This is a genomic window from Croceitalea sp. P059 (assembly GCF_031846365.1).
Taxonomy (GTDB): Bacteria; Bacteroidota; Bacteroidia; order Flavobacteriales; family Flavobacteriaceae; genus Croceitalea; species Croceitalea vernalis.
Map to the genome: position 1 here is coordinate 86,909 of NZ_JAVRHW010000003.1, position 13,673 is coordinate 100,581.

General features: G+C 34.1%; 15 protein-coding genes. 10 read left to right on the top strand and 5 right to left on the bottom strand.

Features of this window, described 5'->3' with window-relative positions; all coding sequences use genetic code 11:
- Positions 1–75 precede the first annotated feature (75 nt).
- From RM542_RS10585 to RM542_RS10600, 4 genes are all read left to right on the top strand, one after another.
- Positions 76–1,545 (top strand): sodium:solute symporter, encoded by a 1,470-nt coding sequence (locus RM542_RS10585; protein WP_311385719.1) that lies wholly within the window; start codon positions 76–78, stop codon positions 1,543–1,545.
- A 12-nt stretch (positions 1,546–1,557) separates the two neighbouring features.
- Entirely contained in the window at positions 1,558–2,439 is an 882-nt protein-coding gene (locus RM542_RS10590; protein ID WP_311385720.1) for an alpha/beta hydrolase, read from the top strand.
- Positions 2,436–3,080 carry a GDSL-type esterase/lipase family protein gene (locus tag RM542_RS10595; RefSeq protein ID WP_311385721.1) on the top strand — a complete coding sequence of 215 codons (645 nt, stop codon included), beginning with the start codon at positions 2,436–2,438 and terminating at the stop codon, positions 3,078–3,080. The genes RM542_RS10590 and RM542_RS10595 overlap by 4 nt, the downstream gene beginning before the upstream one ends.
- A gap of 94 nt (positions 3,081–3,174) precedes the next feature.
- Positions 3,175–4,788 (top strand): family 20 glycosylhydrolase, encoded by a 1,614-nt coding sequence (locus RM542_RS10600; RefSeq protein WP_311385722.1) that lies wholly within the window; start codon positions 3,175–3,177, stop codon positions 4,786–4,788.
- Positions 4,789–4,824: 36 nt separating this feature from the next.
- Here the strand turns inward: RM542_RS10600 and RM542_RS10605 are convergent, their stop codons facing one another.
- From RM542_RS10605 to ruvX, 4 genes are read right to left on the bottom strand one after another with little or no spacing between them, the layout of a single operon-like run.
- Complete coding sequence (locus RM542_RS10605; protein ID WP_311385723.1) at positions 4,825–5,253, bottom strand: DUF5606 domain-containing protein; 429 nt, start codon at positions 5,251–5,253, stop codon at positions 4,825–4,827.
- 51 nt (positions 5,254–5,304) lie between these two features.
- On the bottom strand, positions 5,305–5,895 hold the full coding sequence (gene def / locus RM542_RS10610) for a peptide deformylase (RefSeq protein WP_311385724.1): 591 nt from the start codon (positions 5,893–5,895) through the stop codon (positions 5,305–5,307).
- A 4-nt stretch (positions 5,896–5,899) separates the two neighbouring features.
- A complete protein-coding gene (locus tag RM542_RS10615; RefSeq protein WP_311385725.1) occupies positions 5,900–6,580 on the bottom strand; it encodes a DUF1919 domain-containing protein in 681 nt (226 codons plus the stop codon).
- A gap of 1 nt (position 6,581) precedes the next feature.
- Positions 6,582–6,995, bottom strand: coding sequence for a Holliday junction resolvase RuvX (ruvX, locus tag RM542_RS10620; RefSeq protein WP_311385726.1), 414 nt, complete (start codon positions 6,993–6,995; stop codon positions 6,582–6,584).
- 99 nt (positions 6,996–7,094) lie between these two features.
- On the opposite strand from ruvX, the gene RM542_RS10625 reads away from it, so the two are divergent.
- On the top strand, positions 7,095–7,910 hold the full coding sequence (locus RM542_RS10625) for a 2,3,4,5-tetrahydropyridine-2,6-dicarboxylate N-succinyltransferase (RefSeq protein WP_311385727.1): 816 nt from the start codon (positions 7,095–7,097) through the stop codon (positions 7,908–7,910).
- 95 nt (positions 7,911–8,005) lie between these two features.
- A complete protein-coding gene (locus RM542_RS10630) occupies positions 8,006–8,800 on the top strand; it encodes a glycosyltransferase family 2 protein (RefSeq protein ID WP_311385728.1) in 795 nt (264 codons plus the stop codon).
- Here RM542_RS10630 and RM542_RS10635 read toward each other — a convergent pair.
- Positions 8,782–9,600, bottom strand: coding sequence for a glycosyltransferase family 2 protein (locus RM542_RS10635; protein WP_311385729.1), 819 nt, complete (start codon positions 9,598–9,600; stop codon positions 8,782–8,784). The genes RM542_RS10630 and RM542_RS10635 overlap by 19 nt on opposite strands.
- 62 nt (positions 9,601–9,662) lie before the next feature.
- Here RM542_RS10635 and RM542_RS10640 point away from each other — a divergent pair, with 62 nt between their 5' ends.
- The 4 genes from RM542_RS10640 to RM542_RS10655 are packed head-to-tail and all read left to right on the top strand — an operon-like array spanning position 9,663 to position 13,673.
- Positions 9,663–10,562, top strand: coding sequence for an ATP-grasp fold amidoligase family protein (locus RM542_RS10640; RefSeq protein ID WP_311385730.1), 900 nt, complete (start codon positions 9,663–9,665; stop codon positions 10,560–10,562).
- Between the two features lie 36 nt (positions 10,563–10,598).
- Positions 10,599–11,192: a Sua5/YciO/YrdC/YwlC family protein gene (locus RM542_RS10645; RefSeq protein ID WP_311385731.1), complete on the top strand. Its 594-nt coding sequence runs from the start codon at positions 10,599–10,601 to the stop codon at positions 11,190–11,192.
- A gap of 28 nt (positions 11,193–11,220) precedes the next feature.
- Positions 11,221–12,642 carry an HD domain-containing protein gene (locus RM542_RS10650; RefSeq protein ID WP_311385732.1) on the top strand — a complete coding sequence of 474 codons (1,422 nt, stop codon included), beginning with the start codon at positions 11,221–11,223 and terminating at the stop codon, positions 12,640–12,642.
- Complete coding sequence (locus tag RM542_RS10655; protein ID WP_311385733.1) at positions 12,639–13,673, top strand: COX15/CtaA family protein; 1,035 nt, start codon at positions 12,639–12,641, stop codon at positions 13,671–13,673. The genes RM542_RS10650 and RM542_RS10655 overlap by 4 nt, the downstream gene beginning before the upstream one ends.

The following is a 13,673-nucleotide window of genomic DNA, read 5'->3' on the forward strand; positions in this document are numbered from 1 at the left end:
TCTCTTGAAGTCGTAAAATTACGATTTTACATTTATGATTAGAGTTATTTGTACTTTGCAAAATAAAATCATTTTATGACAGCTAGTCAAATAGTCTTGCTTATAGCAGCGTACTTCATTGTACTACTTCTAATTTCATATTTCACTGGTAAAAATGATTCTAATGCCGATTTTTTTAAAGCGGGAAAAAAGTCTCCTTGGTACCTGGTAGCGTTCGGCATGGTAGGGGCGTCTTTATCAGGAGTGACATTCATCTCAGTTCCGGGCTGGGTAGAAGCATCACAATTCGGATATTTTCAAGTAGTATTGGGTTACCTATTTGGCTATTTCGTTGTGGCCTTTTTATTACTACCCATTTACTATCGACTAAACCTAACCTCAATTTATGAGTATTTACTAAATCGCTTTGGTGTAGTAAGTCATAAAACTGGTGCTTTTTTCTTTTTTGTTTCTCGAGTTTTAGGAGCTGCTTTTAGACTATACTTGGTTGCCATTGTATTACAACAATTTGTATTTGATGACTTTGGAATACCTTTCGAAATCACGGTTGTTATATCCATTTTATTAATCTGGATATACACGAATCGTGGAGGTATTAAAACTATTGTTTGGACCGATACTTTACAAACGGCCTTTATGATTGCAGCAGTGATTTTGTCTATCATTTTAATTAATAAAGAATTAGACTGGAGTTTTGGTGAATTCTTAACTTCAGTTGAACTCAAGCAATACAATAAAATAATTTTTACCGAAGATTTTTTAGCAAGAAATCATTTTATAAAATCTTTTATTGGCGGTATGTTTATTACCATTTGTATGACAGGTCTAGACCAAGATATGATGCAAAAGAATCTTACCTGTAAAAATTTAAAAGATGCCCAAAAGAATATGGTGTCCTTCAGTTTTGTACTTGTTGGTGTCACCTTTTTATTTATGCTTTTAGGGGCTTTATTGTATTTGTATGCTGGCCAAAATAATATTTCTATGCCATTGATGGATGGTAGCCCAAAGACGGATTTACTTTTCCCTGAAATTGCGTTAAATAGCGGATTAGGTCTCGCATTATCCATTACCTTCATGCTTGGTTTAATTGCAGCTGCATACAGCAGTGCTGATAGTGCCCTAACCTCACTAACAACTTCTTTTTGTGTTGACTTTTTAGATTTAAAAGATAAAGACGAACTAGAAAAAAAGCGTATTAGAAAAAAAACTCATGTATGGATGAGTTTGGCGCTCATTGCAGTAATAATTGCTTTTAAATATATTCTGAGCAGCAACGTCATTGACAGTTTGTTAACCGTTGCTGGGTATACTTATGGACCGCTATTGGGTTTATTTGCCTTTGGTATTTTTACCGAACATCAAGTTAAAGATAAATGGGTATGGATAATAAGTGTTTTGTCAGTAGCAACAATAGCCCTTATAGCCAATATTGACAAAGCCTATTTAGGCGGGTATGTTTTAGGATATGAATTATTACCTTTAAATGGGCTATTGACCTTTTTTGGTCTTTGGTGTATTCGTACTAAACAAATTAAATCTTAAGCTAGAAATACTATGAAAGTTTCACATTTTGCATTTTTACTTTTAGCAATTAGCACTATCAATGCACAAGACATTATTGAATTACCATATAATAAGATAGATGATGTTGTTTGGGAAAATAATGAGAAAGAATATTATTCAAATATTTGGCAAACCCAAGTCGTTACGAATGTGTCCGTACCAACCATGCAAGTATTTCGACCTTCTGCAGAAAAGAATACAGGTACCGCAGTAATCATAGCTCCTGGCGGAGGGCTCTATGCACATAGTATAGAAAGTGAAGGAAACTTAGTAGCTAAATGGTTAGCAGAGAAAGGAATAACCGGTTTTGTACTAAAATATCGACTAGTGCCTACAGGGGAAGATGGCGTTGCTGACATTACCGCATTAGCACAAGCAAATCCACAAAAAATTGGGGAAGAAGTAGCTAAAATAATACCCTATTCTATCCAAGATGGCTTAAATGCGATTAGTTATGTTAGAGAAAATGTAGCTACTTATGCTATTGATCCAACTAAAATTGGCTTTATGGGATTTTCAGCAGGCGGAGCTGTTACAATGGGGGTTTCGTACAATTATACTATCAGCAATCGTCCTGATTTTCTAGTTCCTGTGTACGCTTGGACAGATGCAATGCCTGTACAAACGCCAAAGGATGACGCCCCACCAATGCTTGTTATTTGCGCAAGTGATGACCCTCTTGGCTTAGCAAAAGGTTCTATTGAGTTATATTCTTCCATGCTTGAAATAGGCAAGCCTGTAGGGCTGCATATGTACTCTAAAGGCGGTCATGGATTTGGAATGCGTAAAAACGGCTTACCCTCTGATAATTGGATTGAACGTTTTTACGATTGGTCCTTGGTAGAAGGTATCACTAAAAAGAAAACACCATGATTAAATACGCCATAATACTTTTAATTGCTTTTATTTCTTTTCAAGCAATTGCACAAAATAATTTTCAAAACGAAGTTGATGATATTGTTCATCGTAATGATAGTATTTGGGATAATAGTAAAGAAACCATTGTGTTTACCGGAAGTTCAAGTATTCGTTTTTGGACAGACGTACAAGAACGATTTCCTCAATACCAGGTTTTAAACTCCGGATTTGGCGGTTCACAAACTTCAGATTTATTATATCATTTGGATAATCTAGTACTACGATACCAACCTGTTAAAGTATTCATATATGAGGGAGATAACGACATTTTTGCCAAAATACGGCCCCGATCAATCATACAGACAACTGAACAAGTCATTCAACAAATTCAAAATAAGTTACCTTCTTCTGAGATTGTTTTAATATCTGCAAAACCGAGTATTTCTAGGTGGAAATTAAAAGGAAAATATAAACGTTTAAATAAACGGTTTTCGAAGATGGCAATATCAAATCCTCATATAAAGTATGCAAACGTTTGGGACATTATGCTTAACGGCAGAAAAGTTAGAACAGATATTTTTATTGAAGACGGGCTTCACATGAATACATTAGGATATGATTTATGGTATGAAAGAATTAAACCCTTTTTACCATAATACTATCAAAATTTGAAAAAATAATACGATTTAATATGATTAGCCCCTCTTATCTTTGAATGAGGTTAAATACTTATTATCTACAATTAACATTATGGCAAAATCACTAATTTCTAGGCAACTTATTCTATTTGGAATTTTATTAGTTGGTATAGCTTGTACTGAGCCTAAAAAAGAAATAGTAGTTCCTGAAACGGATTTAGCACAAGAAGCTCTTATTCCAATGCCCTTAAAAGTTATTGCAACAAATTCTGCTTTTGCTTTGGACCAATACACTGCAATTTATACGTCATCTACGGAAGGTGGAATTGATGAAGTCGGTAGTTTTTTATCATCTAAAATTCAATCTAAAACCGGGCTTCGATTACCTGTAAATGATACGGAAGGCAGTACTGTTGATCGAGTAATTTATATTAACCAAACAGACGAATTAGAACTGCAAGAGAATGAAGCTTATCAGATATATATCACCAAAGACTCTATCATTTTAAATGCAAAAACTAACGAAGGAGCATTTAGAGGTGTTCAAACTTTAAGGCAAATTATTCCTGAGAAAAGTAATGATTCACTAAATGAACACTCTATTTGGCCTATTCCTTCAGGCAAAATAATGGATGAGCCTAATTTTGAATTTAGAGGTGTAATGTTGGATGTAGCCCGTCATTTCTTTAGTGTTGAAGAGGTCAAAAAGTTTATTGATATTTTGGCTTACTACAAAATTAATGTGCTACATATGCACCTAACTGATGACCAAGGGTGGAGAATTGAGATAAAATCATGGCCAAAACTTACTGAAGTCGGAGGAAGTACTGAAGTGGGTGGAGAATCAGGTGGTTTTTATACACAAGAAGAATATAAAGAAATAGTTGATTACGCTGCTAAACATCATATGATGATTCTACCGGAAGTTGATATGCCTGGTCATACAAATGCGGCTTCTGTCTCATACCCATTTTTAAATGGTAATGGAAAATCACCTAAGCTCTATGAAGGCACTCATGTTGGTTTTAGCACTTTTGACACTCGCAAAGACACTGTTTATAGTTTTATTGATGATGTTGTTAGAGAGATTTCGTCAATTAGCCCCAGTCCTTATTTTCATATCGGAGGTGATGAAAGTCATGTGACGAAGAAAAATGATTATAAATATTTTGTAGAGCGAGTAGAAAAAATTGTTCAAAAACACGGTAAAAAAATGATTGGGTGGGATGAAGTAGCCACAGCGAATATAGACTCAACTTCAATAGCACAATTTTGGAATAGCATGGATAATGCAAGAGCTGCTGCTGATAAGGGCATGAAGGTGATACTGTCACCGGCAAAAAAAACCTATTTAGACATGCAATATGACCCGCTCTCTGAATATGGATTGCATTGGGCAGCATACATTCCTGTTGACTCCGCCTATGTATGGAAACCGGAAACTTATTGCGGAATACCAATGGAAAATATTTTAGGTGTTGAAGCTCCACTATGGTCTGAAACTATTAGCAATTCTAAAGAACTAGAGTATCTCGCCTTTCCTAGAGCTATTGGCTATTCCGAATTGAGTTGGTCAACTGAAACTAATAGAGATTGGGAAAATTATAAAAAAAGACTAGCCAAGCAGGCTCCTTTTCTTGAACGAATGAATATTAATTATTACCCATCTAAACTAATTGATTGGGAAAAAAGCGAGTATACTATTGAGAAGATAAAGAAAGATTAGGTAGATGAAAGTAAAATCCTTGTCATCTTTTAAAAACTATTCCTCTTCACTTTTAGCGACATCTTCGTCATCTGACTCAGAGAAATCAGTGATACCCTGTTCATGAAGAATATTGTACCATTGAACTATCTTTTTTATGTCGCTGGCATAAACCCTATCTTCATCATAATCAGGTAGTATTTCAAAGAAATATTCTTCTAACTTAATTTTTTCTTCTTTGTGCCCAATGGAGGTCTTGGCACCTTTTTCTTTCTCTTTAATTTTTTGAAAAACTTCTCTTAATGGAACTTCTTCTTCAAGTGTGTAAATAGCAATTTCAGACAAAACACTCACGTTGTTTCTTAAACCAACGGTAATACGTTTACCATCAATCAAAGACTCACCCACAAAACCTGCACGGGTTTGTGTCAACAATTTATAAAGACCTGGTTTACCACCGATAGATAAGATTTTGTCTAATGCCATTTGTTCCTTTTTAGCGCGCAAATTTATACTTTTCAATACACTTTAACCTACTTAACGTCCTTTTTTAAGACTAGGAAAGCGCATTTTATAGTCTATATTAATTTTTCCCTTCGAAATTTTTTCAAGTCTACTCTTCAAAAGTCTTTTCTTAAGAGAAGAAAGCTTGTCAGTAAATAAAATTCCTTCAATATGATCATACTCATGCTGAATAACTCTAGCCACTAAACCATTATAAGTCTCTGTATGGGTTTTAAAAGCTTCATCTTGATAAGTTATAGTTATTGTATCCTTTCTACTAACATCTTCCCGAATGTCAGGAATACTAAGACAGCCTTCATTAAAAGCCCAATCTGCACCAGTCTCCTCTTCAATCTTAGCATTGATAAAAACCTTTTTAAATCCTTTTAAAATTTCCTGTTCTTCTTTACTCAAATCTTCATCATCCGAAAAAGGAGTAGCATCAATAACAAATAATCGTAAAGAAAGTCCTACTTGTGGGGCTGCCAATCCAACTCCACTGGCTTTATACATAGTTTCCCACATATTCTCAACCAAGTCTTTTAATTTTGGATGGTCTTTATCAATTTCAATCGCTTTTTTTCGCAATACGGCATCTCCGTAAGCCACAATGGGTAAAATCATCTATTTACTGTTTAAATCTTGTTCGCAAAACGTTGCCTGTGTTTAAATAGTGTACTAAATCAAAATACAAAAATGTCAATTTAAATCTTTTCCTCCCATTAGGTGGAGCACCTTTTTTCTTGCTTAAATCTTGAATGAATTTAATGTGCTGCAAATTTGTAAGGCTTGGAATCTTGTTAAAAGAAAAAGAAATCTTATTCTTATATTTCAGTTTATGGAATTCTTCAATATCTGAATTTGTTACTCCACGTCTATCACAAATACTAAAAAAGTAATTACTCTTGTCATATTTCAACATTCTTGCTTTACGTCTATTCCACTTAGATTTAGCCTCTTGTTTAGTTTTATAATGTTGAAAGTGTATCTCAATATCACCTAAAAGGCCAATTGGGTGATTGTTATAGGCATCGGGGTATTTTGAAACCTCACGAAATTGAAGATTCATATTCATATACTCATCAAAATTACTAAGTAATTTCATATAGCATGGTCCAAACAAAAAGAGCCCAACAAAAGGTGTATTATAGGGTAGATTTAACCATTGATATACTTGACCACCCCAACAATTGCGGCTTATCAGTACAAAGTTTTTGTTTTCAAGTTTTTGAAAATCTTGCCTTTGGTAATAATTCTTGAAATTGACTCTAATTTTTCTATTTATAAAAACTTCTAATCTTCGAATCATCCTAATTGTTTTTTTCTAAAAATGATTGAAGAATTATGGTGGCGCTTATTTCATCTACAAGAGCTTTGTTCTGTCGTTGTTTTTTCTTTACGCCAGAAGTAATCATGCTTTGGACTGCTAATTTTGAAGTGAAACGTTCGTCCTGCCTTTCAACATTGATATTAGGAAACTGTTTTTGGAATTTATCTAAAAATTTTAGTATCTGATTTTCAGATTCTGAAGGAATTCCGCTCATTTGTTTAGGCTCTCCTAAGACAACTGTTTCGACTTTCTCCTCAGTAAAATACGTTTTCAAAAATGGTAAAAGATCTTTTGTAAGGACTGTGGTCAAACCAGAAGCTATTAACTGCATTTCGTCAGTAATAGCTATTCCTGTTCTTATTGTTCCATAATCCAGAGCAAGTATTCGTGCCAATCTTGAAATTTTGGCAAAAATAAACCTAAAATTGTTATGCTTTTAAAATTGAAGGAATTATTGCAGTAGTAGAATTATATTTGCCAAAAAATTTACACCATGAATAAATTGCGAGACCTCATTGAAAAGGCTTGGGATAACCGAGAGCTTTTAAAAGAAATTGAAACCCAAGACGCTATTCTAGAAGTAATCGCATTACTTGATAACGGAAAACTACGTTGTGCTGAACCAACATCAGAAGGTTGGCAAATAAATGAATGGGTTAAAAAAGGTGTGGTTCTTTACTTTCCAATTCAAAAAATGGAAACTTTAGAAGTAGGCATTTTTGAATATCATGATAAAATCCCATTAAAACGAGGGTATCAGGAAAAAGGAATTCGGGTAGTGCCGCATGCAGTTGCCCGTCATGGAGCCTACATTTCAAAAGGAACCATTTTGATGCCTAGCTATGTAAATATTGGCGCTTACGTTGATGAAGGAACTATGGTTGACACTTGGGCTACCGTTGGTAGTTGTGCCCAAATTGGAAAAAACGTTCATTTAAGCGGTGGTGTTGGTATTGGAGGCGTTTTAGAACCTTTACAAGCAGCACCTGTAATTATAGAGGATAATGTTTTTATTGGTTCTCGCTGTATCGTTGTTGAGGGTGTTCGCGTAGAAAAAGAAGCTGTTTTAGGTGCCAATGTGGTGCTAACCGCATCTACTAAAATAATCGACGTTACTGGCGACCAACCGATTGAAAGAAAAGGAATAGTCCCAGCTGGCGCTGTTGTAATACCTGGCAGCTATACCAAAAAATTTAATGCTGGTGAATACCAAGTTCCTTGTGCGCTTATCATTGGAAAAAGAAAAAAGAGCACCAACAAAAAAACATCATTAAACAATGCTCTGAGAGAATACGACGTTGCCGTTTAAAATTGTAAGAAAATTATAGCGATTTTATAATTTTTTTGTTTTTTTTTAGTTATAAATTGCAGAACTAGGCCGTATGAATACCAAATTAGATTTAAATGCATACCCCAAAGCAAAATTTATCTGCATTAGTAATTACTTATAATGAAATCGGCTACATTGAAAAGTGTATAGATTCCATTTTATTTGCTGATGAGATTATCGTGGTTGATTCATATAGCACAGATGGTACATATGAATACTTAGAAAACCTTCCTAATGTAAAGGTAATTCAGCACCCATTCACTAATTTTACAACGCAAAAATCCTTTGCTCTAGAACAAGCTTCTAATGAATGGGTTTTATTTGTTGACGCCGATGAAGTAGTTACCAAAAAATTAGAAGAAGAAATAACAGAAACAATCAATACACCTGATGCTTGCGAGGCTTATTGGTTCTATCGTACTTTTATGTTTCAAAACGAAAGGTTAAAGTTTAGTGGCTGGCAAACTGATAAAAACCATCGTTTATTTAGAAAAAGTAAGGTAAAATACACAGACACCAAATTAGTTCACGAAACCTTAGATGTTGATGGTACGTCCTGTATTTTAAAAGAGAAGCTAACACATTACTGCTACAAAGACTATGAAGATTATAAGGCAAAAATGCTTCATTATGGAAGATTAAAGGCCAAGGAAGCTTTCTACAAAGAAAAAAACTTTAACTATCTCTTATATTTTGTTAAACCCATTTGGAAATTTATACATCAGTATATCATCAGGCTAGGTTTCTTAGATGGAAAAAAAGGTATTATCATCTGTTATCTTAATTCCTTGAGTGTTTTTGAACGCTATAGAGAACTTAAAAGATTGGAGAAGAAAAATCAATTGGCGTACTACTTGGTTATGCCATAATGCGACCAAACATGTTTTTGGGTTTTGGTCTCTTTTCTAATTTTTCTGTTTTTTGCTATTGATTCCGGCGTTTTATACCCTCTTTTGTGATCTAAATGGACGCATACTGCACTGTACCTCAATTGCTTCGATTTTAGTCCAAAATTAAAAAGTCGCTCGCCCAATTCCCGGTCTTGTCCTCCATATTGCATACGCTCATCAAAACCATTCACATTAAGAATATCTTTCTTCCAACCTGACGAGTTGTGGCCATTCCAACTTGCATTTGTTGGCGTTATGGTATTCAAGAACTTAGAAATAATACCACTGGCAGTTAGCTTATTATTTTTGAATGTTTTTGGAATTCCTTTTTCTTTCAACCAATCTATTTGAAAACATCTCTGCTCTTGAATATCATCGAGGGTTATTAGCTTGGAAATATTCATCGGAAGCATATAGTAACCACCCGAAATAAAGTATCCTTTTTGCTTGTTAATGTGATGCACATGAACAAAATCTTCTCTCGGTATACAATCACCATCAGTCATAATTATATAATCAGCACTGCAGGCCTTGACCGCCTTGTTGAGAATTCTTGACTTTTGAAAACCATCATCTTCTTGCCAAACATGAACAATTTCATAAGATACTTTTTCACCCAAGTCTTCAAGGAGTGCTTTGGTTTTGGGGCCTGAACCGTCATCAGCAATTACAACTTCAAAATTCTTAAAAGTCTGGCAATTGAAACCCCAAAGTACTTTTTCAAGCCATTCCTCCGCATTATAAGTACTTATGATTATCGATATTCTAGGTGTATCCATTCTGGCAAAAATAGGAAAGTTGATTAGTTTATCTTTGCAAGACTTTTAAAAATAAAGGTAAAATGCTTAAAAAACTTGGTTTAGGAATCTTAAAAAAAATGAAGTTTTTATCCCCTGATCTCTATGTCAAAATTTACTACGAATATTACACCGGAAAAAAATTAAATCTTGAAAATCCCATTGAGTTTAATGAAAAGATTCAGTGGTTGAAAGTCTATTATCAACCTGAAATACTCACTAAATTAGTTGATAAATTTGCTGTTCGTGAATATGTTGAAAGAAAAATTGGAAAAGAATATCTTAATCGGGTCTTAGCGATTACCACAAAAGCTGATGGTATCAAATTTGAAGAACTTCCTTCGAAATTTGTGGTAAAAGCTACTCACGGTTGCAATTTCAATTTAATTATTACCAATAAAGAAAAAATCAATAAAGTAAAAAGCCGTTTGCTGTTTAAAAAATGGTTATCACGTAATCAATATTATCGAGGTGGTTTAGAATGGGCATATAAAAATGTACCGCCCCGACTTTTAGTTGAAGAATTTATGGATGAACCTGGAAAAAGTGTTCTGGATGATTTTAAGTTTTATTGCTTTAACGGAACTCCAAATATGGTGCAAGTTGACATAGGTCGTGGCACAGAACATAAAAGGGTCTTCATGGATTTAGAATGGCAAAAATTACCTATTAGAAAAGGGAACATTCCATTATTTGAAAACAATTTGGGTAAACCCAAGGCATTTAAAAAGATGATTGAGTTGGCCAGAATCTTGGCATCAGACTTTCCTTTTGTAAGAGTTGATTTCTATTATGTGAATAATAAAATATATTTTGGTGAAATGACTTTTTACCCTGGGGATGGTAGACAAGAATTCAAACCAAACGAGTATAATAAAATTATTGGAGAACATCTTAAATTGCCTAAAATTCCAAAAGGTCAAAAATATATCACTGAAGTTTAAAGTTAACTGAAGAAAAATAGAAGGTCATTTTTTTTAATGATTAGAATAATCTCATTAGAGCTATTGAATTCCTTTAAAGAAAATTTAATAAATTGTGTTGGAGTTATTGAAAATGGTGGACTTATCCTTTATCCTACAGAGACAGTCTGGGCAATTGGCTGTGATGCAACCAACCCTAATGCGGTTGATAAAATTTTGAAGTTAAAAGAACTAACAAGCCCAGAAGGGTTAGTAAGTTTAATCGCCAACCAATTTATGCTTGAGCAACAAATTGATTTCATCCCTGCAGTGGTCTATGACATAATTGATATCGCAGAAAAACCTACAACCGTAGTCTTGGATAATCCAAAAACCATTGCGAAAAATGTAAGAAATAGAGATGGTTCCGCTGCTATACGTGTAACATCAGATAAATTTTGTCAGTATGCGATCGGAAAGTTTCGAAAACCGATAATAGCGACCATTGCAAATTTAGAAAACCAGTCATATCCAAAATCTTTTCAGGAGATAGATTCCAAAATTTTAAAAGGCGTTGACTATGTCGTAAATTTGCAGACGGAAATGTCCCAAAAACTTTCTTCCATAATTAAAATAGGTAACGATAATATGGTACGCATCATCAGAAAATAATAATGTACCTAAGCTCTAACAAATTATAATGAACCTCAAAGAAGCCATAACAAATCCTGTTTTTAAAACCATTGGCACAACTGCCGATGAACAAGGGTTAGACTGCTATGTTATAGGCGGATTTGTACGGGACTTTCTTTTAAAAAGAGGTATTGCAAAAGATATTGATATTGTTGCCGTAGGCAGTGGCATTGAGCTAGCGAAAGCTATCTCTAAAAAACTCAGAGGAAATACCGAAGTATCAGTTTTTAAAAACTTTGGTACTGCAATGATTAAGTATGAAGGCCTAGAACTAGAATTTGTAGGTGCGAGAAAAGAGAGTTATCAAAGAAACAGCAGAAACCCGATAGTTGAAGATGGCACTTTAGAAGATGATCAAAACCGAAGAGATTTTACCATTAACGCATTGGCAATTTCGTTGAGCAGCACAAACTATGGTTTACTACTTGATCCGTTTAATGGACTAAGTGATTTAGACAAAAAAATATTACGTACACCTTTAGAACCATCGCTTACATATTCAGATGACCCTTTACGCATGATGAGGGCTATTCGTTTTGCAACACAACTCAATTTCAAAATTGAAGAGCAGTCTTTAAAAGCAATTACTGAGAATAAAGAACGAATTAATATTATTTCAAAAGAACGTATTGTTGATGAACTCCATAAAATAATTCAATCCGATAAACCGTCAATTGGCTTTTCACTTTTACACCTAACTGGTCTTTTGCAAATCATTCTGCCTGAATTAACAGCTCTTCAAGGCATTGATGAAATTGAAGGCCAAAAACATAAAGATAACTTTTGGCATACACTAGAAGTGGTAGACAATATTTCAAAAACCACAGATAACTTATGGTTACGCTGGGCTGCACTATTACATGATATTGGAAAAGCACCCACTAAACGTTTTGATAAAAAAATTGGATGGACTTTCCATGCACATGAATTTGTAGGTTCGAAAATGGTTTTTAAATTATTTAAAAGACTTCGAATGCCATTGAATGATAAAATGAAGTTTGTTCAAAAAATGGTACTAATGAGTTCTAGACCCGTCATACTTTCTGAAGATCATGTTACCGATGCAGCTGTTAGACGCTTGGTTTTTGATGCTGGTGATTATGTTGACAATTTAATGACCCTTTGTGAAGCGGATATCACCACTAAAAATCCAAAAAAACAAAAACGGTATCTCAAAAATTTTCAAATAGTTCGAAAAAAAATAATTGAAGTTGAAGAGCGAGATCGAATTCGAAATTTTCAACCGCCGGTTTCAGGTGAAGAGATTATGAAAACTTTTGATTTAAAACCTTCAAAAGAAATCGGAATAATTAAAGAGGCCATTAAAGAGGCTATTTTGACAGGGGAAATTGCTAACGAGCACGACGAAGCATTCGAATATATGTTGGTTGAAGGAGAAAAAATTGGCCTAAAACCAGTAAGTCTATGAGCACAAACTTTTTAAAACTTGCAAAAATATCTTTAGTACTAGTGTATCTAGTCATTATAGCAGGAGCTGTGGTTCGTATGACGGGCAGTGGTATGGGCTGTCCAGATTGGCCTAAATGCTTCGGGTATTATGTTCCACCAACTGATGTCGAAACATTACTTTGGAGTCCTAATCATGAATTTGAAAAAGGGCAAGTAATAATCTATAATGAAGAACTTCAAGTTGCAAAAAACAACTTTACCTCAACCGATAAAATAGACCTTATAAACTGGGAAATGTACACCAAACATGATTATGCTGTATTTAATGTTTGGCATACATGGATTGAATATATAAATCGATTACTTGGAGCTTTAGCTGGTTTAGCCACACTTTTTTTAGCACTCTTATCACTAAAATATTGGTCATGCGATAAAAAAATAACACTAATTTCTTGGCTAGTGGTTTTCGGTATGGGCTTTCAAGCATGGCTTGGCGCAACTGTTGTTTACTCTGTATTGGAACCGGTTAAAATTACGTTGCACATGTTTATGGCGCTGGTTATTGTAGCGCTTCTTTTATTTTTAATTTTTACGGCAAGTAAAAGATCATTGAATGTAAAAGCTAGAAATCAAATTAAACTCTTATTTACAAGCGCCCTTGTTTTAACATTAGTTCAGATTATTTTAGGTACACAAGTGAGGCAATTTGTTGATGAACAAATAGATACAGTAGGTGAAACTGCTAAAAATTTATGGTTAGAAAACCCTACTATTAAGTTTTATATTCATCGTTCCTTATCCATTGTCGTTTTATTTTTAAATTTCTATTTATTTTGGAAGATTAGAAAATCTAAATTGCCTTTTAAAAAAATAAATTGGGTAATTACCATACTCTTTCTTGAAATAGGAACAGGTATACTGATGTATTATTTTGATTTTCCTTTTGCAAGTCAACCTTTGCACTTAGTTTTGGCAAGCTTACTTTTCGGAATTCAGTTTTATCTTGTTTTAGAAGCATCTTTATGGAACAAAAGTGACAAATCTTTGTAA